23 protein-coding genes are annotated in these 22,772 nt (G+C 69.2%); 1 reads left to right on the top strand and 22 read right to left on the bottom strand.

The window, feature by feature from the left end; genetic code table 11:
- Positions 1 to 2 precede the first annotated feature (2 nt).
- From G528_RS0103840 to G528_RS16300, 11 genes are all read right to left on the bottom strand, one after another.
- A complete protein-coding gene (locus G528_RS0103840) occupies positions 3 to 596 on the bottom strand; it encodes an adenine phosphoribosyltransferase (RefSeq protein WP_035718836.1) in 594 nt (197 codons plus the stop codon).
- Positions 563 to 2,254, bottom strand: coding sequence for an ABC transporter substrate-binding protein (locus G528_RS0103835; RefSeq protein ID WP_026917819.1), 1,692 nt, complete (start codon positions 2,252 to 2,254; stop codon positions 563 to 565). Before G528_RS0103835 ends, G528_RS0103840 begins: the two co-directional genes overlap by 34 nt.
- Positions 2,251 to 3,351, bottom strand: coding sequence for a protein translocase subunit SecF (secF, locus tag G528_RS0103830; RefSeq protein WP_026917818.1), 1,101 nt, complete (start codon positions 3,349 to 3,351; stop codon positions 2,251 to 2,253). The genes G528_RS0103835 and secF overlap by 4 nt, the downstream gene beginning before the upstream one ends.
- Entirely contained in the window at positions 3,348 to 4,973 is a 1,626-nt protein-coding gene (gene secD, locus G528_RS0103825) for a protein translocase subunit SecD (RefSeq protein ID WP_026917817.1), read from the bottom strand. Before secD ends, secF begins: the two co-directional genes overlap by 4 nt.
- 9 nt (positions 4,974 to 4,982) lie before the next feature.
- On the bottom strand, positions 4,983 to 5,351 hold the full coding sequence (gene yajC / locus G528_RS0103820) for a preprotein translocase subunit YajC (protein ID WP_026917816.1): 369 nt from the start codon (positions 5,349 to 5,351) through the stop codon (positions 4,983 to 4,985).
- A 59-nt stretch (positions 5,352 to 5,410) separates the two neighbouring features.
- Entirely contained in the window at positions 5,411 to 6,496 is a 1,086-nt protein-coding gene (gene ruvB / locus G528_RS0103815; RefSeq protein WP_026917815.1) for a Holliday junction branch migration DNA helicase RuvB, read from the bottom strand.
- A complete protein-coding gene (gene ruvA / locus G528_RS0103810) occupies positions 6,493 to 7,092 on the bottom strand; it encodes a Holliday junction branch migration protein RuvA (protein WP_026917814.1) in 600 nt (199 codons plus the stop codon). Before ruvA ends, ruvB begins: the two co-directional genes overlap by 4 nt.
- The gene (ruvC, locus tag G528_RS0103805) at positions 7,089 to 7,682 is read right to left on the bottom strand and encodes a crossover junction endodeoxyribonuclease RuvC (RefSeq protein ID WP_026917813.1); all 594 of its coding nucleotides are present in this window, start codon (positions 7,680 to 7,682) and stop codon (positions 7,089 to 7,091) included. The genes ruvA and ruvC overlap by 4 nt, the downstream gene beginning before the upstream one ends.
- Before the next feature lie 84 nt (positions 7,683 to 7,766).
- Positions 7,767 to 8,522: a YebC/PmpR family DNA-binding transcriptional regulator gene (locus tag G528_RS0103800; protein ID WP_026917812.1), complete on the bottom strand. Its 756-nt coding sequence runs from the start codon at positions 8,520 to 8,522 to the stop codon at positions 7,767 to 7,769.
- 102 nt (positions 8,523 to 8,624) lie between these two features.
- Entirely contained in the window at positions 8,625 to 9,263 is a 639-nt protein-coding gene (gene pdxT, locus G528_RS0103795; RefSeq protein ID WP_026917811.1) for a pyridoxal 5'-phosphate synthase glutaminase subunit PdxT, read from the bottom strand.
- Positions 9,260 to 10,114, bottom strand: a complete 855-nt coding sequence (locus tag G528_RS16300; RefSeq protein WP_035718831.1) for an acyl-CoA thioesterase — start codon at positions 10,112 to 10,114, stop codon at positions 9,260 to 9,262. Before G528_RS16300 ends, pdxT begins: the two co-directional genes overlap by 4 nt.
- Positions 10,115 to 10,169: 55 nt before the next feature.
- Between G528_RS16300 and G528_RS0103785 the strand changes: the two genes are divergently transcribed.
- Positions 10,170 to 12,116, top strand: coding sequence for an acyl-CoA dehydrogenase family protein (locus G528_RS0103785; protein ID WP_026917810.1), 1,947 nt, complete (start codon positions 10,170 to 10,172; stop codon positions 12,114 to 12,116).
- Positions 12,117 to 12,152: 36 nt separating this feature from the next.
- Here G528_RS0103785 and G528_RS0103780 read toward each other — a convergent pair whose 3' ends face one another.
- The 11 genes from G528_RS0103780 to G528_RS0103730 all read right to left on the bottom strand — a co-directional run bounded on the left by G528_RS0103780 (position 12,153) and on the right by G528_RS0103730 (position 22,699).
- Entirely contained in the window at positions 12,153 to 12,608 is a 456-nt protein-coding gene (locus G528_RS0103780) for a helix-turn-helix transcriptional regulator (RefSeq protein WP_026917809.1), read from the bottom strand.
- 104 nt (positions 12,609 to 12,712) lie between these two features.
- Entirely contained in the window at positions 12,713 to 13,477 is a 765-nt protein-coding gene (locus G528_RS0103775) for a hypothetical protein (RefSeq protein WP_026917808.1), read from the bottom strand.
- Positions 13,477 to 14,286, bottom strand: a complete 810-nt coding sequence (locus G528_RS0103770) for a PP2C family protein-serine/threonine phosphatase (RefSeq protein ID WP_026917807.1) — start codon at positions 14,284 to 14,286, stop codon at positions 13,477 to 13,479. Before G528_RS0103770 ends, G528_RS0103775 begins: the two co-directional genes overlap by 1 nt.
- Positions 14,287 to 14,354: 68 nt before the next feature.
- The gene (gene pdxS / locus G528_RS0103765) at positions 14,355 to 15,260 is read right to left on the bottom strand and encodes a pyridoxal 5'-phosphate synthase lyase subunit PdxS (RefSeq protein WP_026917806.1); all 906 of its coding nucleotides are present in this window, start codon (positions 15,258 to 15,260) and stop codon (positions 14,355 to 14,357) included.
- A gap of 100 nt (positions 15,261 to 15,360) precedes the next feature.
- Positions 15,361 to 15,879, bottom strand: a complete 519-nt coding sequence (locus G528_RS0103760) for a LemA family protein (RefSeq protein WP_035718829.1) — start codon at positions 15,877 to 15,879, stop codon at positions 15,361 to 15,363.
- Positions 15,880 to 15,889: 10 nt separating this feature from the next.
- Complete coding sequence (locus G528_RS0103755) at positions 15,890 to 17,014, bottom strand: glycosyltransferase family 4 protein (protein ID WP_026917804.1); 1,125 nt, start codon at positions 17,012 to 17,014, stop codon at positions 15,890 to 15,892.
- Positions 17,011 to 17,955 (bottom strand): phosphatidylinositol mannoside acyltransferase, encoded by a 945-nt coding sequence (locus G528_RS0103750; protein WP_035718949.1) that lies wholly within the window; start codon positions 17,953 to 17,955, stop codon positions 17,011 to 17,013. The genes G528_RS0103755 and G528_RS0103750 overlap by 4 nt, the downstream gene beginning before the upstream one ends.
- Positions 17,956 to 17,959: 4 nt before the next feature.
- The gene (gene pgsA, locus G528_RS16295; protein WP_035718828.1) at positions 17,960 to 18,682 is read right to left on the bottom strand and encodes a phosphatidylinositol phosphate synthase; all 723 of its coding nucleotides are present in this window, start codon (positions 18,680 to 18,682) and stop codon (positions 17,960 to 17,962) included.
- Between the two features lie 10 nt (positions 18,683 to 18,692).
- Entirely contained in the window at positions 18,693 to 19,220 is a 528-nt protein-coding gene (locus G528_RS0103740; protein WP_026917802.1) for an ATP adenylyltransferase, read from the bottom strand.
- 17 nt (positions 19,221 to 19,237) lie between these two features.
- Positions 19,238 to 21,340 (bottom strand): threonine--tRNA ligase, encoded by a 2,103-nt coding sequence (gene thrS, locus G528_RS0103735; protein WP_026917801.1) that lies wholly within the window; start codon positions 21,338 to 21,340, stop codon positions 19,238 to 19,240.
- Positions 21,341 to 21,370: 30 nt separating this feature from the next.
- The gene (locus tag G528_RS0103730) at positions 21,371 to 22,699 is read right to left on the bottom strand and encodes a glycosyltransferase 87 family protein (RefSeq protein WP_245569660.1); all 1,329 of its coding nucleotides are present in this window, start codon (positions 22,697 to 22,699) and stop codon (positions 21,371 to 21,373) included.
- Positions 22,700 to 22,772: the final 73 nt, after the last annotated feature.

The following is a 22,772-nucleotide window of genomic DNA, read 5'->3' as shown; positions in this document are numbered from 1 at the left end:
ACTCAGCCTTCGCAGAGGCTATGCACCCGAATCGCAGGTCCGGCCCCCGCAGCGATCGCCGACCGGCCGCCGAGTCCGGCCAGCTCCATCACGATCGCCACCGGATCGATGCGCGCCCCCATCCCCGCCAGGAGTCGGCATGCCGCGACCACGGTCCCGCCGGTGGCCAGCACGTCGTCGACGACCGCGACGCGTCGGTCGGCGACGTCGATGCCGTCGGCGGGCACCTCCAATCGCGCCGTTCCGTACTCGAGGGTGTAGTCGACCCCGACGACCGGCGGGGGAAGCTTGCCGCCCTTGCGGACGGCGATGACGCCGACGCCCAGCTCACGGGCGATCGCACCGCCGAGGAGAAACCCGCGGGCGTCGATGCCCGCGATGAGGTCGGCGCCGCGGCACGCATCGGCGAGTGCCGACACCACCGCGTCGAATCCCGCGGCGTCGGCGAGGACGGGTGTCAGGTCCTTGAACGCGATCCCGGGCTCCGGGAAATCGGGGATGAGCCGAGCGAGCCTGTCGATGGCCTCGCCCGCACGGCTCAGCCGACCCGCGTGCTCGACGGTCACTCCCGCACTCCCCAGCGGTCCATGTTCCATCCGGTGCCGGACGCCCCGAGCCCCGGGACGACATGCGTGACGGATTCCGAGGAGCCGCGCTCCCTGACGGTCCCGAACAGCGGGATCGTGGGCAGCTGGTCCCACGTCGCGGTCTCGATCCTGCGCAGCAGCGGCAGGCGGGCGCTGTCGCTCGTGGTGCGAGCCAGTTCGGAGATCGCCCCGGTGACCGACCGATTGCGGAACTTCGAGAGGTTGAGCGGATCCCCCGTCGCGAAGGCGAACGCCTCGGGGAACCCGGAGGCGGTGCTGGTGGCGGCGAACCCGCCGTCCGACATCAGCAGGGCGTCGACGGTGTCGCCGAGCGATCCCGGTGAGATGTCCGGCTTCGATGCGTCGACCACGTCGATCCCGGCGGGTGCGCAGGCGTCGGCGATCGCCGAGACGATCCCGGCGTCCTCGCGGGACGGCGCCGGGAAACCGATGCGGACCCGTGGTTTGCGGGCACCATCGTCGCGTTGTGCGAGCAGGCCGCGTGCCCGCGCCACATCCGAGCGTGGATAGCGGCGACCGTACTGCGCGTTGAGCGCGGGACCGAGCGGATCGGCCGGGGAGACGGTGCGCAGATTCCAGACGACACCGTTGGCGCCGTACTGCCGGGCGAGCGCATCACGAGGCATGCAGGAGGCCAGTGCGCGCCGAACCAGGGAGTCGCCGCCCACTCCGCGCGCCGCGAAGACCAGCTGCGTCACGGCGAGAGGCGGCTCGTCCCGCATGCGCGTTCGGTCCGGCGGGGTCGTCGCCGTGGCGCGGCCCAGCGCCTCATCGGCCGCAGTGAGGTCCGCGGTGTCGACCACCAGTGCGCGCGATCCGTCGATGTCGGCCTTCCCGCGCGCCTGACGCGGCCACACCGTGATCGAGTCGACCGCGGGCGCGGTCCCCCACCACTTGTCGTTCGCGACGAGGGTGAGACCACCGTCGTCGGAGTAGCCGTCGATTCGGTACGGCCCCGACGACAGGAAGACCTTCTCGTCGACGGGGGCCCCGGGTGTCAGGGAGAAACCGGTGTTCCAGGCCTTCGCGATCTTCGCGAGAGCCTTCTTGTCGCCGTCGCGGATCGGGTCGACGACGTTCGGCACTCCGGCGAGCCGCGCGACCACGTGAGCCGGGAGGAGGGTGCCGGCTCCGAACAGCTCGTTCCACTGGCCGTAGCCGCGCCCGCGATCGAAGACCACGGTCGCCGACCGGTCGCCCGGTCGGCAGTCGACGCGCGCGATGTCGGCGTAGCCGGCGTCGGTCGCCGCATCGAAGCCCTTCACCCGCCCACCGAGTGCGGTCGCCGCCAGCAGGAGATCGTCGCAGGTCATCGCCACGCCGTCCGAATACACGGCGTCGGGTCCGAAGGTGTAGCGGAGCGTGAGGTCGGCGCCGTCCTCCACGGCCACGGTGCCGATGTCGCGGTCGGCGATGACCTGACCGTCGGGTCCCACGATGCTGAACCCCGGGAGCACCCGTGTCAGCGCCATCAGGGTGCCGTCGGCGTGCCCGACCCGGGTGTTGGCGTTGTACGTGCGCACACCGGCGTCGACCAGGTAGTCGATGTCCGACCGGTCGTCGCCGCCGCACGCGGTGAGCAGGGCGCCCGCGGCCGCGGTGACCGCCAGCAACGCTGCGGCCCTCCGCAGCCGCGGGCCGATCACACCGCTGCCTGTTCGCGTCGGCGGCGCGCGAGAACCTTCTCGGTGTGCCGTTTGATCTTCTCGTTGCGCTCCTTGAGCGTCACCAGGACCGGCGACGCGAAGAACACCGACGAGAACGTGCCGACGACGACGCCGACGAGCTGGATCAGCGCGAGATCCTTGAGCGTTCCGACGCCGAGCATCCAGACGGCGACGACCATGAGCGCGATGATCGGCAGCACCGAGATCACCGTCGTGTTGATCGATCTCATCAGCGTCTGGTTGACCGCGAGGTTCGTCTGTTCGGCGTACGTGCGCCGCGATGTCACCAGAACCGACCGGGTGTTCTCCTCGACCTTGTCGAACACCACCACGGTGTCGTAGACGGAGAAGCCGAGGATCGTGAGCAGGCCGATCACCGTCGCGGGCGTCATCTCCCAACCGACGAGCGAATACATTCCCGCGGTCACCACGAGGTCGAAGATCAGCGATGCCATCGCGGCGATGGACATCTCCTTGTCGAAGCGGATCGTGATGTAGATGAACCCGACGGCGAGGAACACCACCAACGCGATCAGCATCTTGCGCGTGATCTCCTGGCCCCACGTGGAACTGACGTCCGACGAGTTCACGTCGGCCGGGGTGATCGCCGGACCGAATTCGGTCGCGAACGCGTGGATCAGCTTCCCGGTCTGCGCCTCGTCCAGCGTCTCGGTGCGCAGCTGAACGGTGGCCGAAGCCCCCGCTCCTGCGGTCTGCACGGACTGCGGCGCCTCACCGATCGTGTCGGTGAAGACCTGTTCGACAGACGACGTCGTGACGCCGTCGCGGACCGGCATCGACACCTGGGTGCCGCCCTCGAAGTCGATGCCGAAGGTGAAGCCCCGCACGGCGATCGACACGATCGCAATCGCCATCAGCACCGCCGAGACGGCATACCAGGTGCGGCGGTGCCGTCCGACGACGTCGAAGGCTCCCGTACCCGAGTAGAGCCGCGCGAAGAACCCCTGATTGGTGTCGGCGACGTAGTCGGCGTCGGACCATTCGGTCGTCCGCTTCTCGGAGTCGTCGGTCGGCGTCGCATCCTGTGCGGCGTCGTTCCTGCGTTTGCCGGTCACTGGGCCTCCCCCTGGGTTCGAGCGGCGTTTCGTGCCTGAGCCTGGGCCGCGCGGCGCTTGCGCGCCACATCCGAGACGGCGCCCAGACCGTTGATCGACGGACGCGACAGGAATGCGTTGCGGCTCGCCATCACGACCATCGGGTGGGTCACCAGGAAGACGATCACGATGTCGATGAGCGTGGTCAGGCCGAGGGTGAAGGCGAAGCCCCGGACGGCGCCGACCGCGAGCAGGTAGATGATGGCCGCGCAGATGAAGCTCACCGCGTTGCCGGTCCACACCGTTCGCCGCGCACTCTGCCAGCCGCGGGTGACCGCGGATCTGACGGTTCTGCCCTCGCGCATCTCATCCTTGATGCGTTCGAAGTAGACGACGAACGAGTCCGCCGTCATGCCGATGCCGATGATCAGACCGGCGATGCCTGCCAGGTCGAGGGTGAACCCGATCCACCGGCCGAGCAGCACGATGATCCCGTAGACCATCGCGCCGGCGAGAATCAGGGACAGCACCGACAGGAAGCCCATCGCGCGGTAGTACAGCAGCGAGTACAGCAGGACTGCGATGAGACCGACGAGTCCCGCGATGAGACCGGCCCGAAGTGAATGCAGTCCGAGGGTCGCCGACACGGTCTGCGCATCGGAGTTCGAGAACGACAGCGGCAGCGAACCGTATTTGAGGGCGTTCGCCAGCTGCTCGGCCTGCTTCTTGGTGAAGTCACCGCTGATCTCGGTGGGACCGTCGATCCGGGAGTTGATCGTCGCGGCGCTGACCACGCGGGAGTCGAGGGTGACGGCCGTCTGCTTGCCGATGTTGGCTGCGGTGTAGTCGACCCACGTCTTCCGGCCCTCGCCCTTGTACTCGAGGTTGACGACCCATTTGCCGATGTCGTTCTGGCCGCTCGACGCCTTGTCGACGTCACGGCCGTCGATGATCATCGGTGCGAGCAGGAAGACCTGCCCCTCGGGACCGCCGTTCTCGGCGTCACCGCAGGCCACCAGGTACTCGTCGGGTTTGTCGTAGCCGACGAGCGGGTCGGGCGCATTCGTCGCGCAGTCGACCTTGCTCATCTCCTCGCGCAGCTTCGCCAGGGCCGCCTCGTCGGCGTCGGCCGGAGCCTGACGCACCTGGCGCTGCGCCTCGATCGCGGCCTTCTGCTCGTCAGGCGTCATGTCCGACAGCTTCTTGGCGTCGGGATCGGTCTTCTGCGGGACCGCCATCTCGGTCGCCACGACCGGACGGATGAACAGGCGCGCGGTCTGCGCCAGCGAGCGGGCCTGGTTGCCGTCCTCACCGGGCACCGTGATCACGAGGGTGTCGTCACCGTTGATGACGACCTCCGAGCCGCTCACACCGAGCCCGTTGACACGCTGATCGATGATCTGGCGTGCCTGATCGAGCTGCGCCTTATCGGGTTTCTGCCCCGTATCGGTCCGTGCCGTGAGCACCACCCGGGTGCCGCCCTGCAGGTCGATGCCGAGCTTCGGTTCCGGGCTTCCGCCGCCGGTGAAGTACACGAGCGCGAAGATCGCTGCCAGGACCACGAAGAACGCGGTCAGCGGTTGCCACGGCGGAGCCTCGCGCCGCAGCCCGGGGGCTGCGGCGCTGCGGTTGGGTCTACTCACGTGCGTCGTCTACTTCTCGTCGTCGTTCGGGTTCAGCGAAGGCCGGTCGGCATCCGCCTCGGAGTCGTCGATGCTCTCGATGTCGGGAGCATCCGCACCCAACGGCGCGTCGTCGACGTCCGGTGAGATGATCTCGCGAATCGCCTGGCGGTTCCACTCGGTGATCACACCCGGAGCGATCTCGATCTTCACCGAGTCGCCCTCGGACACGTCGGCCACCGTGCCGAACAGTCCGGCGATCAGCTGGACGCGGGTGCCGGGCTCCAACGAGTTCTGCATCTCGCTCATCGCCGCGGCACGCTTCTTCTGGTTCCGGACGCTGAACAGCATGAACCCGAGCATCAAGAGCAGCATCAGCGGAAGGATCAAATTTCCCATGCGCTCCAGTGTGCCAGGCGCCGGCGTGCACACCCGTCACCAGGTGCCGCACGTCACCCTCAATCGAACAGCGCGTCGGGCCCGTCCTCACGGACTCGCACCCCGTGACCCTGGGCGACGGCGTCGTGCGGGGGCGTCAGTCCCAGGTGGCGCCAGGCCGCCGCCGTGGCGATCCGACCGCGAGGCGTGCGCGCGATCATTCCCGCGCGGACGAGGAAGGGCTCACACACCTCTTCGACCGTCGCCGGCTCCTCCCCGACCGCCACCGCGAGCGTCGAGACGCCCACCGGGCCGCCCCCGAAACTCCGCACCAGAGATCCCAGCACCGCGCGGTCGAGGCGATCGAGCCCGAGTTCGTCGACGTCGTACACCGCCAGCGCGGACCGTGCGGCGGCGACGTCGACACGACCGTCGCCCCGCACTTCGGCGTAGTCGCGGACCCGGCGCAGCAGGCGATTGGCTATTCGCGGCGTACCGCGTGAGCGCCCGGCGACCTCCGCGGCGGCATCCGCGTCGATCGGGATGCCGAGGATCGATGCCGACCGCTGCAGGACGCGGACCAGTTCGACGGGCTCGTAGAACTCCATGTGGGCGGTGAAGCCGAAACGGTCCCGCAGCGGACCGGTGAGCGCGCCCGACCGCGTCGTCGCCGCCACCAGCGTGAACGGCGCGACGTCGAGAGGAATCGAGGTGGCCCCGGGGCCCTTGCCGACGACGACGTCGACGCGGAAGTCCTCCATCGCCAGGTACAGCATCTCCTCGGCGGGCCGCGCGATCCGGTGGATCTCGTCGATGAACAGCACATCGCCCTCGACGAGGTTCGACAGCATCGCAGCCAGGTCCCCGGCCCGTTCGAGCGCCGGGCCCGAGGTGATGCGGATGGCCGCCCCCATCTCGGCCGCGATGATCATGGCCAGCGACGTCTTACCGAGCCCGGGCGGACCCGACAGCAGGATGTGATCGGGGGTGCGCCCGCGCGCCCGGGCGGCGTGCAGCACCAGTTCCAACTGTTCGCGCACCCGCGGCTGACCGATGAAATCACCCAGGCTGCCCGGACGCAGGCCGGCGTCGAGATCGCGGTCACCGTCGAGCGGCGCTCCACTGAGGAAACCGTCCGGGACGCCGGACTCCCAATCGGTGCTCATCGGCGGGGACCGAGTGCCCCGAGCGACGCCCTGAGCACCGCTGCCGAATCGGCGTCGGGATCGTCGGCGAGAACAGCCGTGACCGCCTTCTGCGCCGCGGACTCGGTGAAACCGAGCCCCACCAACGCCTCGGCGACCTGCGCTCCGACGCCTCCGACGACGGGGGCCGCCACGCTCGGCGCCTCGGGACCGGCGACGGCGGGAACCTTGTCGCGCAGTTCCACCACCAACCGCTCGGCCACCCGTTTGCCGATGCCGGGCACCGCCGTCAGCGCCTTGGTGTCCGAATCGGCCAACGCCCGCCGGAGACTCTGCGGCTCGAGGACGGCCAGGGTGGCCATCGCGAGCCGGGGACCGACGCCGGTGACCGTCTGCAGCAGGATGAACAGATCACGGGCCTCCGGATCGGTGAATCCGTACAGCGTCATGGCGTCTTCGCGGACGACCATCGTGGTCAGCAGTCGGGCCGTCGCCCCCCGACTCAGGGTGCCGAGCGTCGGCGGGGTCGCCTGCACCCGATACCCCACGCCCGCGCACTCCACCACGACGTGGTCGAGCGCGATGTCGATGACTTCGCCGGAGACCGACGCGATCACAATGCCGCCTTCCCGCCCGCGACGATCCGGGCCTCCCTCTGGGCCTCGCGCAGCCGAGCGCGGTGCGCCTGCTGCGCCTCGCGGGCCCGCGCGGCCGCCTCCTGCATCCGATCGTTCACCGGTCCGCGCCAGCAGTGACAGATCGCCAGCGCGAGGGCGTCGGCGGCATCGGCAGGCTTCGGCGGCGTCTGCATGCCCAGGATGCGGGTGACCATGGCCGTCACCTGAGCCTTGTCGGCGCGTCCGGAGCCGGTCACCGCCGCCTTGACCTCGCTGGGCGTGTGAAATCGCACCGGCAGTCCCCGCTGGGCCGCGGCGAGCGCGACGACGCCCGCCGCCTGCGCCGTCCCCATCGCGGTGCTGACCTGACGCTGCGCGAAGACGCGCTCGACGGCGACCACCTCGGGGCGGTGCGTGTCGAGCCAGTGCTCCGCCGCCCGGTGGATCACCAGCAGCCGTTCGGCCAGGTCCATGGTCGACGGCGTCCGGACCACGTCGACGTCGAGCGCCGTCACGGTCCGACCGGCACCGGACTCCACCAGCGCGATACCGCACCGGGTGAGCCCCGGATCGACCCCCATCACTCGCACCAGGGATTCACCTCCCGATCGACCTCAGCGGCGTCGACGCCCCGACGAGACGAGACCCGATGAGAACAGTTGTTCGAGAGCCTATCAGTCGGCGTCGAGCTCAGCGAGGACCTCGTCGCTGATGTCGATGTTGCTGTAGACGTTCTGCACGTCGTCGGAGTCCTCGAGTGCGTCGATCAGCTTCATCACCTTGCGGGCGCCGTCGGCGTCCACCGGCACCTCCACCGATGCGCGGAAGTCCGGCTCCGCCGAGTCGTAGTCGATCCCCGCCTCCTGCAGGGCCGTCCGGACGGCCACCAGGTCACCCGGGTCGCTGACCACCTCGAACGCCTCGCCGAGATCGGAGACCTCCTCGGCGCCTGCGTCGAGCACCGCCATGAGGACGTCGTCCTCGCTCTGGTCGCCCTTCTCCAGGGTCACGACGCCCTTGCGGGTGAACAGGTACGCCACCGACCCCGGGTCGGCCATGTTGCCCCCGTTCCGCGTCATCGCGGTGCGGACCTCGCTCGCGGCGCGGTTTCGGTTGTCGGTGAGGCACTCGATCAGGACGGCCACACCGTTCGGGCCGTATCCCTCGTACATGATGGTCTGCCAGTCGGCGCCGCCCGCCTCTTCACCGCCGCCGCGTTTGCGGGCCCGCTCGATGTTGTCGTTGGGAACCGAGTTCTTCTTGGCCTTCTGGATCGCGTCGAAGAGCGTGGGGTTCGCGCTCGGGTCGCCACCGCCGGTCCGGGCCGCCACCTCGATGTTCTTGACGAGTTTGGCGAACATCTTGCCGCGCTTGGCGTCGATGACCGCCTTCTTGTGCTTCGTGGTGGCCCATTTGGAGTGGCCGGCCATGGTGGTGATCCCTTCCTTGTGTGTCAGAGTCCGAACGGTGGGGCGCGATCCCCGGAAGGGGCGGCGCATCCCGCAAGAGGTCGTCCGGCAGCGCCAAGAAGTCTACGCTGCCGCGACCATGTCGACGAAGTACCGATGCACCCGCACGTCGCCGGTGACCTCGGGATGGAACGACGTCGCGAGCACGTCGCCCTGCCGAACCGCCACGATGCGACCGCCGCCGGCCCCGTCGGAGACCGGCGGGTCGGAGAGCGGGTCCTCGACGCGAGCGAGGACCTCGACGTCCGGTCCGACCTCCTCGAACCACGGCGCCCGAATGAACACGGCCCGCATCGGTTGGGCCCCGGGCGTGTCGGTGATTCCGGCGAACGGCACGTCGGCCTCGAACGACTGGGTCTGACGACCGAACGCATTGCGTCGCACCGATGCATCGACGGCGTCGAGGTGCACCGCATCGGCGCGGGTGTCGAGGATCGTCGTGGCCAGCAGGATCATCCCCGCACACGAACCGTATGCGGGGAGCCCGTCGCGCAGGCGCCCGCGGAGCGGGTCGACCATGTCGAAGACCCGCAGCAGCCGGCCGATGGCCGTCGACTCGCCGCCGGGGATCACGAGCCCGTCGAGGGCGTCGAGCTCCGCGGGGCGGCGAACCGGCACCGGTCGGGCTCCGCACCGCTCGAGGGCCCCCAGATGCTCGCGGACGTCCCCCTGGAGGGCGAGGACGCCGATCCGGTGACTCACTGCTCTCGTGTCGGCGATGAGACGAGCGTGTCGTTGACCCCGAGGCGCGTGAGCCCCTCCTGGGTCACCGCCGCGACCATCTGGCCGTCGCGGGTGAAGATCCGCCCCTGGGTCAGCGCGCGCCCGCCGCCGGCGAACGGCGACGTCTGGTCGTACAACAGCCAGTCGTCGGTGCGGAACTTCCGCAGGAACCACATCGCATGGTCGAGCGAGGCGTTCTGGGTCGCCACCCCGGGGTGGGCGACCTTCGATGACCCGAGCAGCGTCATGTCGCTCATGTACGCCAGGGTGCACACGTGCAGGAGGTGGTCGTCGGGCAGCGACTCCCGGTACCGGAACCACACCTGCTGGCGGGCGGCGAGACCCGGGAACCGCGCCGTGTGCTCCTGGTCGACGATCCGGATGTCGAAGTTGTCCCACTCCGCGAAGAGCTTGCGCTCGTTCTCCGAGCCCACGGCGCGGCGATCCGGGAGCGACTCCGGGTCGGGTGCCGGCGGCATCACGTCCTGGTGTTCGATGCCCTTGTCGTCCACGATGTGGAACGACGCCGACATGGAGAAGATCACCTCGCCGTCCTGGACGGCGCTCACCCTGCGGGTGACGAATGAGCGACCGTCGCGGACCCGGTCGACCAGGAACACCGCCGGTTCAGACGGCCGTCCGGGGCGCAGGAAGTATCCGTGCAGGGAGTGGACGGCGTAGTTCGCGTCCACCGTGCGAGTGGCCGCGACGAGGGACTGCCCGGCGACCTGACCGCCGAACGTCCGACGCAGTTGACTCGGGAACGCGCCGCCACGATAGATGTCGTCATCGATGCGTTCGACCGCCAGGACCTCTTGAATCATCGCCACCCGGCGATTATCTCACCTCCGGACGGCCCGGATCGGCGCAGGTAGTCTCGAACGCATGACCGCAGAGAGCACCCAGAGCGACCTGACCGCACGTCTCCGTTCGATCCTCGACGGCCAGTGGGCCCCGACGCGCGACATCGTCCGCAAGCAGATCGAGGACCAGCAGCTCGTCCCGCGGGCGGATCTGTCCCTCGACGACTACCGCACCCGCGTCCTGGGACAGATGAAGGACATGGTCGGCCTCGGCTTCCCCGCCCAGGGCTTCCGCACCGAGCACGGCGGAACCGGCGACGTCGGCGGCGCCGTGACGGCGATCGAGACGCTCGGCTACGGCGATCTGTCGCTGATGGTCAAGGCCGGCGTCCAGTGGGGCCTGTTCGGCGGGGCGATCGAGAACCTCGGGACTCGGCGACACCATGACGAGTACGTTCGCGGGTTGATCGACCTGGACGTCCTCGGATGCTTCGCGATGACCGAGACCGGGCACGGCTCGAATGTGCAGGAACTCGAGACCACCGCGACGTACCTGCCCGAGACCGGAGAGTTCGAGATCCACTCGCCGACGCCGAGCGCCCGCAAGGACTACATCGGCGGTGCGGCGCAGCACGCGCGGTATGCGGCCGTGTTCGCGCAGCTCGTCACGGCCGGGCCGGGCGAGGAGCCCACCGGCCGCGGCGTCCACTGTTTCGTGGTCCCCCTCCGTGACGCCGACGGCTCCGACCTGCCCGGCGTGACCACCTCCGACTGCGGATACAAAGGCGGGCTGCCCGGGGTCGACAACGGCCGGATCATGTTCGACCGGGTGCGGATCCCGCGCGAGAACCTGCTCAACCGGTACGCGGACGTCGCCGAGGACGGGACCTACTCGAGCCCGATCGAATCCGACAACCGTCGCTTCTTCACAATGCTGGGCACCCTCGTCCGCGGCCGCGTGACCGTCGGCGCGTCGGCGGGCGCCGCTGGCCGATTCGGGTTGGCGCTGGCCGTCAACTACGCCCTCATCCGTCGGCAGTTCGAGGTCGCGGGCGGCGACGACGAACTCCTCCTCATGGACTACCGGACGCATCAGCGGCGCCTGCTCCCCCTGGTCGCGCGGGCCTATGCGTTCGCTCTCGCCCAGAACGAGGTGACCGCCGAACTCCACGAGATCCAGTCGGCCGACCCCGACACCGTCGACCCCGACACGGTCCGGAAGCTCGAGACCAAGGCCGCGGCGATCAAGGCCGGTCACACCGAGCTGGCCGCCCGTGCGATCAATGAGGCGCGAGAGGCGTGCGGCGGCGCCGGCTACATGTCCGAGAACCTGCTGCCGCTGCTCCGCGGCGACATCGACGTGTTCACCACCTTCGAGGGCGACAACCTCATCCTCACCCAACTCGTCGCCAAGCAGCAGCTCGGTTACTACGCCGACGACGTCCGTGAGCTCGACGCCCTCGGCTGGGTCCGGTTCGTGGCCAACATGGCCAAGAACTACGCCCTGGAGAAGACCGCCGCCCGCCAGGTGGTGCAGACGCTCCTCGACGACTCCGACGAGGACCCGGAGAACAGCGACCTCACCCACCCGGGCACCCAGCTGCGCCTGCTTCGCAACCGCGAGGAACACCTCACCAGCACCGCCGCCGCGCGGATGCGCCGGGCACAGGAGCCGGACGCCGACGTGCAGGCCGTCTTCACCGACACCCAGGACCATCTGATCAAGGTCGGCACCTCGCACATCGAACGCGTCGTGCTGGAGGTCTTCGTCGACGTCATCGGTCGCGTCGACCACCGCGAGACGCGGGACGTCCTCAAGAAGATCCGCAACCTGTTCGTCTACTCGCTCCTCGAGGACGATCTGGGCTGGTATCTCATGCACCGCCATGTCAGCGTGGAGCGCGCCAAGGCCATCCGCCGAGGGGTCAACGACCTGTGCGGTGACCTGCGTCCGTACGCGCAGACGTTGGTCGACGCCTTCGGGGTGCCGCCGGTCTGTCTCGACGTGCCGATGCTGCGGCACGGCTGACCCCGACGGGCCCGCGGGTCCGGCACCCCGGGGACCTCACAACTCGTCGATGTCGACGATGTCGTCCTGGATGGCACGCGCGACCAGGGCGGCCTTCGTCGACGCCGGCCGCCCGAGGTCGGCGTACTTGGCACGGATCCGTGTCAGGTGCGTGTTCACGGTGCCCAACGAGATGAAGAGAGCCTCGGCGACGGCCGGCTTCGAGTCGAGCATCAGCCAGGTCCGCAGCACTTCGACCTCGCGGTCGGTCAGGGTCGGACGGGGCAGCGTCGACGCGACCGGCGGCTCGACCGTCCGCACGGGAGCGGGAGCGGGCACCGCGTGGAGCGGCTGCCCCGGCAGGGGCATCACGCGGGCGCTGAGGCGGGCGAGGGCTTCGCGGCGACGACGCTCGACCGCAGCGCCCGGGCGGGTCGGACGAGTGACGGGTCCGCGCGCCGCGCGGGTTCCGTGCTGGCGGGTCGACTCGGTGGAGATTGCGGTGACGGTCATTGTCGTTTCCTTCCTTCACCCCGGGAACTCCCTGTTCCGGGCCTGTTGGAAAGAACGCTATGGGGGATTCCGCCATCGGTCGATGGGGAGAACTCCCCATGGCATCACTGCAGGTCAGGAGGCTGGTTGCGGGCGAACTCCGTGTCGAGGAGGGGGAGATCGTCTCGGCTGATCACGCGCGTGGACAGCGCGTACTCCACCAGCCGGAGGCGCCGGTTGGTGGCGAGCCTGCCCCCGCCGGCACGCATGCCGCTCACCCCGATCATGTCGAGCTTGTCGCAGACGTTGTCGAGTTTCCGGTTGAACTTGGTCAGCGACCACCCCAACCGTGCGGCGGCCTTCGCCGAACTCGGAATGGCGCTCGCCCCGGTCCCGTCGCGCCGCAGGATCGCTTCGGCGAGCACCAGGATCGCGAGGCGTTGGCTCTCGGTGAAGTTCGGCACGCCCCGTGTCGTGTTGCCCCCGACGAAGCTCTCGACCGTCGGGGCCTGAACATTCGGCGAGCCGGCCTGCACGAGGACCTCGTAGGTCGTCGGACCGGCGGTGAACACGATGCTCGTCCGGCCGAAGACCAGCGGCATGCGCGCCCCCGGTCCCAGCGTGCCGGTGAACCCCAGATCCGAGGCCGTCACGGTCGCCGACAGGTGGGTGCCGAGATTGGTGAGCCACCACATCCCGTTCTCCTCGTGCAGGACGAGGAACCGGCGATGGAGATAGGGATTGTCGTCGACGGTCAGTGTCGCTTCCCGACCGATGTAGAACGGATGCCCGGCGACGACGGGGTACCGCTCACCGCAGTACTCGACGAAGGTGCTGCCCAGGTCCGGGGCCCCGGGCCCCGGACCGCCGCCGCCCGGGTGCATCGTCATCAGACCTCGGTGGTCGTTCCCGACGCCGCACCGGTCACCGAGAGCACCGTCACCGTCACGTTGTCGTGTGCACCGCACTCCAGTGCCGCCTCCACCAGGGCTGCGGCGGCGACCTCGTTGTCCGGCGAGGCCTCGAGGATCACCGAGATCTCGTCGTCCTCGAGTTCACCGTCGAGTCCGTCCGAGCAGACCAGGATGACGTCTCCGTCGGCGGCGGGAAAGCTGTAGAAGTCCGCGACCGGTTCGGCCATGCCTGCGCCGAGTGCACGGGTGATGACGTTGCGGCGCGGATCGACCCGCGCCTGCTCGTGGGTGAGCAGTCCGGCGTCCACCATCTCCTGCACCTGCGAGTGGTCGACGCTGACCTGCGAGAGCACGCCCCGGGAGTACAGGTAGGTCCGCGAGTCCCCGATGTTGAACGCCAGCCACGTCGGCGTCCCGTCGTCATCGGCGAGGACGACACCCGTCATCGTGGTGCCCGCACGTCGACCCGTCTCGGTCCCGAATTCGCCGATACGGTCCTGCGCCTCGCGGAGGAGGGCGCCGACGTGGTCCTGGGTGGCCTCCACCGATTCGCCGACGGGCGACGACGCGAGCGTCTGCAGTGCCGCCTCGCTGGCCAGTTCACCGCTGTCGTGACCCCCCATCCCGTCGGCGACGAGGTACCGACCGGGAAGTGCGAGCGCCGCATCCTCGTTGGCTTCGCGAACGCGACCCACATGACAGACGACCGACCAGTCCACGACCAGCCCGCCGACCTCGTCGCGACCGGTCACGGCCTCATCGCGCAGAATGTTCGGGTCGTCCATGATGCTCCCTGAGATCGGATGGGACTGCCGTCGACGACGGTCACCGTCGCCACGGCCTGATGATGTTTCTACCAGCCGCGCTCGGCCAGTCGGTGCGGCTGCGGGATGTCGTCGACGTTGATGCCGACCATCGCCTCCCCCAGTCCGCGCGACACCGAGGCGAGAACGTCGGGATCGTCGTGGAAAGTCGTCGCCTTGACGATTGCGGCGGCACGCTCGGCCGGGTTGCCCGCCTTGAAGATGCCCGAACCCACGAACACGCCCTCGGCGCCCAGTTGCATCATCATCGCGGCATCGGCCGGAGTCGCGATACCGCCGGCGGTGAACAGGGTGACCGGCAGCCTGCCGGCGGCGGCCACCTCGGCGACCAGGTCGTAGGGCGCCTGGAGTTCCTTGGCGGCCACGTAGAGCTCGTCGGTCGGCAGCGAGCCGAGACGGCGGATCTCCTGCCGGATGCGCCGCATGTGGGTGGTCGCGTTCGACACGTCGCCGGTCCCCGCCTCGCCCTTCGAGCGGATCATCGCCGCGCCCTCGGTGATCCGACGGAGGGCTTCGCCGAGGTTGGTGGCACCGCACACGAACGGCACCGTGAACGCGAACTTGTCGATGTGGTTCTCGTAGTCGGCCGGCGTGAGGACCTCCGACTCGTCGATGTAGTCCACGCCGAGGCTCTGCAGGATCTGCGCCTCGACGAAATGCCCGATGCGCGCCTTCGCCATGACGGGGATCGACACCGCTTCGATGATGCCGTCGATCATGTCGGGGTCGCTCATCCGCGAGACGCCGCCCTGGGCCCGGATGTCGGCCGGGACCCGCTCCAACGCCATCACCGCGACCGCGCCGGCGTCCTCGGCGATCTTGGCCTGATCCGGGGTGACCACGTCCATGATGACGCCGCCCTTGAGCATTTCGGCCATGCCTCGCTTCACCCGCGCGGTGCCGGTCTCGGATGCGGTGGTCGGATCGGTGGTCACTGATGAATCTCCTGCGAAGTGGCGTGCTGTCGGTCCTCACAAGTAAACCCGATCGCTCGGGCCCGGACCAACGCCGGGGTCCGTTCCCGCCGGCCCCGCGTCACGGCCGGTGACCGCTCACACGTTCGGTGATCTCGAAGTACTCGGGGAGCCGGGAGTGCCCTCCGAGCCGAAGCCAGCGGACCATGCGACGGCTCCCCAGGGTCCGCGCATCGCGGACGGCGTCGTTGTAGAACCGGCGGGCCATCGTGATGCGCACCTGCGCGTCGGCGAGTTCGGCGACCAGCGCGGGCGGCAGCTGCCCCGTGTCGATGCGGGACAGCGCCACCGACAGTCGGTTCTCGCACGCCTCTCGCTCACGGCGGTCGGCGGTCTCCGCGGCGTCGGCCGCGCGGATCAGCTCGCCGGCACCGTCGGCGTCCGGGTCGGCAGCGGCGAGCGCGCGGCCCACCACGGCACGGCGCTCGAGTGCTGCGAACAGCGCCACCCCGGCCAGGTCGACACGGACGTTGAGGCGGTCGAGCCTCGTCGCCCGGGTGGCCGCGAGCACACCGACCCAGACCAGGGCGATCACGGCGACCACGCCGAGGGCACCACCGACGGCGGTCGAGATCGTCACCGCGGGCCCCTCAATCCGACACCACGACGGGGCCGGCCCCCAGGGTCACGGTCTCGTAGACGCGCAAGATCTCGTCGGCGACCTGCGACCAGTCGTAACGGTCGGCGCGTGCCCGACCGCGGGCGATCAGGTCCGCGCGCGCCGCGTCGTCACCGAGGACGTCGATCACCGCGTCGGCCAGTTCTCCGGGCGAGCCCGTCGCCACCAGTCGGCCCGCGGTGCCGCCGTCGAGCACACGGGAGAAGGCGACGAGATCGCTCGCCACCACCGCGGCGCCGGCCGCCATGGCCTCCACGAGGACGATTCCGAAGCTCTCGCCGCCCAGGTTCGGCGCGACGTAGACGTCCGCACTGCTCAGCGCACGCGCCTTGGTCTCATCGTCGACCATGCCGAGGAACTCCAGATGCCCCGACAGGTTGCGCGCCCGTCGACGCAGGGCCTTCTCGTTCCCGCCGCCGACGACGAGGACCGTGACGTCGGGGAACCGCTCGACGATGTGCGGCAACGCCCGCATCAGGACGTCGATGCCCTTGCGGGGTTCGTCGTATCGCCCGAGGAACATCACTGTCCGACCGGGGCGTGGATAGCCTTCGAGGGGTTCGGCGGCGGCGAATGCGGGAACGTCGACGCCGTTCGGGATCTCCACGGCATCGTTGCCCAGCGACTCCATCTGCCAGCGTCGGGCGAGCTCCGAGACGGCGATCTTGCCGCTGATCCGCTCCCGGTACTGCCGAAGCATGGAGTCGAACGCCGTCAGCCACAGCGATTTGGTGGTGGCGGTGTGGAACGTGGTGACGATCGGCCCGGTGGCGACCATGAGCGAGAGCATCGACAGGCTGGGGGCGTTCGGCTCGTGCACGTGCAGGACGTCGAATCGATTCACCTCGATCCACCGCCGCAACCGGTGGTACGCCCGCGGCGAGAACGTCACCCGCGACACCGACCCGTTGTACGGGATGCCCAACGCCGGCCCCGCCGAGTCGACGTACGGCGGCAGTTCCACGTCCGGGCCCGCCGGAGCCAGCACGCGAACCTCGTGGCCGCGGCCCAGGAACACCTCGGCGAGTTCGACGACGTGCGCCTGCACGCCACCGGGTACATCGAAGGAGTACGGGCAGATCATCCCGATTCTCATCGACGTCCGCCCTGCGTCGGAGAGTCGTCCTGCGGGCCGGCCAGGCGATCCCGGCGGGCCTGCGACCAGTCGTCCTCCCAGAGCGGTTGCAGCATGTGCCAGTCGGCGGGGGCGGCGGCGATCCCCTCGGCGAAGGCGTCGGCGAGGGCCTGGGTGGCGGCCGCGACCCCACCGGAGGTGTCGATCACCGTTCCGCAGCGGATCAGGGAGGTCTCGGCGTCCGGGTAGCTGTGGTGGACGGCCAGCAGGTGTGCGCCGGTCTCGATCGCGAGCTTCGCCGGCCCCGCCGGCATCCGGGTGCGCTCACCGAACAGTTCGACCGGAACGCCCCGGTGCGACAGATCGCGGTCGCCCATGAGGCAGACGATACCGCCCGCCCGCAGTCGATCGGCCAGGGTCGCGAAGGGCGGTTGCTCTCCCCCGGTCAGCGGGAACACCTCGAAGCCGAGCGATTCGCGGTAGGCGACGAACTGGTCGAACAGCGATTCGGGCTTCAATCGCTCGGCGACCGTCGAGAACGTTCCGTGGTGGGCCACCAGCCACACCCCGCAGATGTCCCAGTTCCCCGAGTGCGGCAGCGCCATGACGACGCCGCGCCCCGACGTGCAGACCTCGTCGACGACGCGGCGGTCGTGATCGGACATCCGCACGGACGCGACGATGTCGTCCGGGTCGGTCGACGGAAGCCGGAAGGCCTCCCGCCAGTATCGCGCGTAGGAGCGCATCGCCTGCTCCATGAGTTCCCCGGGGACCTCGTCGGGTGCGGCGCCGATCACGCGGGCGAGGTTGCGACGGAGCTGCTCGGGTCCGCCGCCGCGCCGGCCCGCGACGGTGCCGACCGCGTCGAACAGGCCGCGCGCCATCGGCTCCGGGGCGTGCCGGACTGCGGCCCAACCGGTCCGGTAGCCGAGATCGGCGGCGAATTCCGACAGTCGCGCCAGCACGTCAGGCCCCGTCCTCGTCTGCGGCCCCGTCGTGGTCTGCGGCCCCGTCGTGGTCTGCGGCCCCGTCCGCACTGGGGGCGTCAGCGGCAGCGGCGGGGGTCGGGATCAGATCGCGCGCACCCGGCGACATGTAGATCGACCACATCCGCTGCGCCACGGTGATCACCGAGGCGACGGCGAGGAGCCACATGGCGACGTGAATCGCCCACGTCCAATGCAGGCCCGGGAAATCGGTCAAACCGGCGCCGACGAGGACGATGATCAGTCGGTCCGGACGCTCGATCAGACCGCCGTCGCCGTCGAGCCCGGCCGCCTCCGCTCTGGCCTTGGCATACGAGATCACCTGCGAGGTCACCAGGCAGATCATGGTCGCGATCAGCAGCAGTTCGTGCGGCTCGGTGATCGCCGCCCACCAGGCGAGGGCGCCGAAGATCGCGCCGTCGGCGATCCGGTCGCAGGTGGCGTCGAGCACCGACCCGAAGCGGGTCCCCCCGCCCCGAGCGCGCGCCATCGCCCCGTCGAGCATGTCGAACATCACGAACGCCCACGTCACCAGGGCACCGGCGAACAGATAGCCCTGGGAGAACAGGGCGATCGACGCGGCGACCGTGATGATGGTGCCGACGATCGTCATCGCATCGGGAGTGAGTCCGGTGCGGATCAGGGCGCGACCGATCGGAGCGGTCACCTTCGACACCGACGCGCGTCCTCGGATGCTCAGCATGCGGTCCCCCTCATCCGATCTCGTTCCAAGCTTCAGCCAGCAGCGCGCGGGTCTGGGCCAACAGTTGCGGCAGCACCTTGGTGTCACCGACGACCGTGATGAAGTTGGCGTCGCCGGTCCATCGCGGGACCACGTGCTGGTGCAGGTGTTCCGACAGCGAGCCGCCCGCCGCCGAGCCGAGGTTGAGACCGACGTTGAACGCGTCGGGTCTCGACACCGATTTGATCACGCGGATCAGCCGCTGGGTGAAGGCCATCAGCTCGTCGGCCTCGGCGGCCGTGAGATCCTCCAGGTCCGCGACCTGCCGGTACGGGACCACCATCGAGTGTCCGGGGTTGTACGGGTACAGGTTCAGCACCGCATACACCGTCTCGCCGCGCGCGACGATGAGCCCGTCCTCGTCGTTCATCCGCGGAATGTCGAGGAACGGGTGCCCGGTGAGCTCCCCGCCGTCGGCGGCTCGGCGGGGAGCCGTCGCGGTGATGTAGCTCATGCGGTGCGGCGTCCACAGTCGCTGCAGGTGATCCGGGTCGGTCATGGCACTCGCTCCCCCGCTCACCGCCGCTTGCGCGCGGCGTCGAGGAACTCCTGCATGGTGTCCGCGGTCGGGGAATCGTTGCGACGCGACTCCTCCCATTCGTCGATCGCGACGATCGCCTCGTCGACGGGCACACCGTTCAGCTGGGTCCCGTCGCGGAAGCGGAAGCTGACGGCGCCGGCCTCCACATCGCGTTCGCCGGCCAGCAGCATGAACGGCACCTTGGCGGTGGTGTGGTTGCGGATCTTCTTCTGCATGCGGTCGTCGGAGTAGTCGACCTCCGCGCGGACCCGACGGTTCTTCAACCGGCCGACCACGGCCTGCAGGTGCGGCACGAAGGCTTCGGCCACCGGAATGCCGACCACCTGGACCGGCGAGAGCCAGACCGGGAAGGCGCCCCCGTAATGCTCGGTCAGCACGCCGAAGAAGCGCTCGATGGAACCGAACAGCGCGCGGTGGATCATGACCGGTCGCTTCTTGGTGCCGTCGCCGGCGGTGTACTCCAGCTCGAACAGTTCGGGCTCGAAGAAGTCGAGCTGCAGCGTCGACATCTGCCAGGTGCGGCCCAGCGCATCCTTGACCTGCACGGAGATCTTGGGCCCGTAGAACGCGGCGCCTTCCGGGTCCGGCACGAGTTCGAGACCCGACGACTCGCCGACCTGGCGCAGCGTCTCGGTGGCCTGGTCCCACACCTCGTCGGTGCCGACGTACTTCTCCGGGTCCTTCGTCGAGAGCTCGAGGTAGAAGTCGTCGAGGCCGTAGTCCTTGAGCAACTGCAGCACGAAGTTCAGCGTGGTGGTCAGCTCCTCGACCACCTGCTCCTGCGTGCAGTAGATGTGCGCATCGTCCTGGGTGAAGCCGCGCGCCCGCGTCAACCCGTGCACGACGCCGGACTTCTCGTACCGGTACACCGAACCGAACTCGAACAACCGCAGCGGCAGTTCGCGGTAGCTGCGGCCGCGCGACCGGTAGATCAGGTTGTGCATCGGGCAGTTCATCGGCTTGACGTAGTAGTCCTGGCCGGGTTTGCGAACCGTGCCGTCCTCGTTGAACTCGGCGTCGAGGTGCATCGGCGGGAACATTCCGTCGGCGTACCAGTCGAGGTGCTTCGACACCTCGAACAGGTGCCCCTTCGTCACGTGCGGGGTGTTGACGAACTCGTAGTCGGCGGCCGCGTGCTGCTCGCGCGAGTAGTCCTCCATCTCCTTGCGGATGATGCCGCCCTTGGGATGGAAGACCGGCAGGCCCGAGCCGAGCTCGTCGGGAAAGCTGAACAGGTCGAGTTCGGACCCGAGACGGCGGTGATCGCGCTTCTCGGCCTCGGCCAGGCGGTCGAGGTACTCGTCCATCGCCTCGGTCGACTCCCAGGCGGTCCCGTACACGCGCTGCAGCCCCGCGAGGCTCTGATCGCCGCGCCAGTAGGCGGCCGAGCTGCGGGTCAGCGTGAACGCCGGAATGTACTTCGTGGTCGGCACGTGCGGGCCGCGGCACAGGTCGCCCCAGATCCGTTCCCCGGTCCGCGGGTTGAGGTTGTCGTAGGCCGTCAGTTCCGCGCCGCCGACCTCCATGATCTCGTCGTCGTCGGCGGCGCCCTTGTCGTCGATGAGCTCCAGTTTGAACGGCTCGTTCGCCAGTTCGGCCCGGGCGGCGTCCTTCGACTCGTAGACGCGCCGCGAGAAACGCTGACCCGATTTGATGATCTTGCGCATCCGCTTCTCGAGGGCCGCGAGGTCCTCGGGGGTGAACGGGTCGTCGACCTGGAAGTCGTAGTAGAAGCCGTCGACGATCGGTGGTCCGATCCCGAGGTGGGCGTCGGGATTCGCCTCCTGGACCGCTTGGGCCAGGACGTGGGCGCACGAGTGACGGATCACGGCTCGGCCGTCGTCGGAGTCGGCGGTGACGGGCTCCACGTAGGTGTCGATCTCGGGTGCCCACGCGAGATCGCGCAGGGTGCCGTCGGCCTCGCGAACGACGACGACCGCCTGCGGCCCCTTGTTCGGCAGCACTGTGCCCTCGGGGAGTTCGACGTCCCGCATCGCGGCGCCCGCGGTCGTGCCGGCCGGCACCCGGAACGAGTCGGGCAGGCACAGTCTTTCCGCGGGGGCGGCATTGTCGGACACGGTCCAACTCCTCGAATCAGTCTCGGATCTTCAGTCTGAATGCGCGCTCGCGCTTTCGGACACGGTCGGCTTGAATCGTATCGGTTCGACTCGCCGCGTCCACCACAGCGTTACCGCGATCGTCGCCAGCAGCAACAGGACGTAGGCGCCGCTGCCCGCGAGGCGCAGCGCGATCTCCCAGCCGGGCCCCTGCGGGGATCGGATGAACCGGAAGATCCCGAATCGCAGGCGCAGGTGTTCGACGCCGTCGCGCGACGTGACGGTCGACCGGCGCCACCAGGTGAAGGTCGATGCGACGACCGCGATCGGCGCGAGTGCCCACACCCAGGTCCGGACGCGGGTGCGGTCGACGGCGTCGACGGCTTCGACGAGGGCGATCAGCAGCAGTGGAACCACCCACACCCAGTGGTGGCCCCAGGAGAACGGGGACACCGCCGCTGACGTCATCCCGGTGATGCTGATCGCGAGCAGGTCGCGGCCGACGCGGTGCGCCGACCACGCCGCCCAGAGGCCGAGGCATCCCACCAGCACCCCGGTGGGAATCCACAGCCAGTTCGGCGGATTCCCGAGGCCCATCGGCCCCAGCCTGGCGAAGAATCCGTTCAACGACTGGTTGGCCGGGTGAGTCAAGGGGCCGATCCGTCCGGTCTCGGTGAGGCGAACGGTCCAGAACTCCACCCCTTGCGAGCCCAGGACCGCGATCCCGATCGCGATCGTGGCCGCGAAGGTGATGATCAGCGTGATCGCCGCGCGCCATCGGCGGGTCGTGATCAGGTGGGCGGCGTAGAAGATCGGCGTGAGTTTGATGCCGGCGGCCAGGCCGGTGCCGATCCCTGTCCAGCGTCCTGACCGACGCGCGAGGTCGCCGATCACCAGGACCGCCAGCAGCAGGTTGATCTGGCCGTTCCACAGCGTCGTGTGAACCGGTTCGAGCCCGACGACGGCGATGCTGAAGCCGATCACGAATGCGACGAAGCGGCGGTCGAATCGGAAGTGCAGGGCGCGCAGCGACATCGCGACCACGGCGAGCAGGCACACCACGTTGCCGATGTTCCACAGCACCTGTGCGCCGTGCAGTCCCGTCCAGGCCAGGGGTACGAGGATCAGGGCGGCGAAGGGCGGGTAGGTGAACTGCCAGACTTTGTAGACGGGGCCGTCGTAGAGCGGGGTGCCGTTCCAGACGGCTTCGGCGCCTCCTCGGTACACGTGATTGTCGACGCCCATGTTGAACAGTCCGTACACCGGGTGATCGATGGGTACCACCCAGATGCACCACGCGATGATCAGGACGGCTCCCGCAGCCGCCACGATCACCATCGGCCAGGTCACCCGACGCTCGTGCGCGCCCTCTGCTCTCACGTCGCGATAATACTGCTGCGCTGCATCGACGACGCACGACGCACCGCAGCGTCCGAAACGTCCGATCAGCACT

It is taken from the genome of Gordonia shandongensis DSM 45094, assembly GCF_000423025.1.
In the GTDB taxonomy this organism is placed as follows: Bacteria; Actinomycetota; Actinomycetes; order Mycobacteriales; family Mycobacteriaceae; genus Gordonia; species Gordonia shandongensis.
This window is presented reverse-complemented; position numbering and strand designations above follow the sequence as displayed.

Excerpts from the sequence above, each read along its gene's own strand:
- yajC (WP_026917816.1), bottom strand. The coding sequence starts at position 5,351 with ATGGGAAATTTGATCCTTCCGCTGATGCTGCTCTTGATGCTCGGGTTC.
- G528_RS0103770 (WP_026917807.1), bottom strand. The coding sequence starts at position 14,286 with ATGGACGACCCGAACATTCTGCGCGATGAGGCCGTGACCGGTCGCGAC.
- ruvB (WP_026917815.1), bottom strand. The coding sequence starts at position 6,496 with ATGAGCACCGATTGGGAGTCCGGCGTCCCGGACGGTTTCCTCAGTGGA.
- G528_RS0103840 (WP_035718836.1), bottom strand. The coding sequence starts at position 596 with ATGGAACATGGACCGCTGGGGAGTGCGGGAGTGACCGTCGAGCACGCG.
- G528_RS0103755 (WP_026917804.1), bottom strand. The coding sequence starts at position 17,014 with ATGAGAATCGGGATGATCTGCCCGTACTCCTTCGATGTACCCGGTGGC.
- G528_RS0103775 (WP_026917808.1), bottom strand. The coding sequence starts at position 13,477 with ATGACGATGCACCCGGGCGGCGGCGGTCCGGGGCCCGGGGCCCCGGAC.
- G528_RS0103780 (WP_026917809.1), bottom strand. The coding sequence starts at position 12,608 with ATGACCGTCACCGCAATCTCCACCGAGTCGACCCGCCAGCACGGAACC.
- G528_RS0103740 (WP_026917802.1), bottom strand. The coding sequence starts at position 19,220 with ATGACCGACCCGGATCACCTGCAGCGACTGTGGACGCCGCACCGCATG.
- pgsA (WP_035718828.1), bottom strand. The coding sequence starts at position 18,682 with ATGCTGAGCATCCGAGGACGCGCGTCGGTGTCGAAGGTGACCGCTCCG.
- G528_RS0103785 (WP_026917810.1), top strand. The coding sequence starts at position 10,170 with ATGACCGCAGAGAGCACCCAGAGCGACCTGACCGCACGTCTCCGTTCG.
- G528_RS0103800 (WP_026917812.1), bottom strand. The coding sequence starts at position 8,522 with ATGGCCGGCCACTCCAAATGGGCCACCACGAAGCACAAGAAGGCGGTC.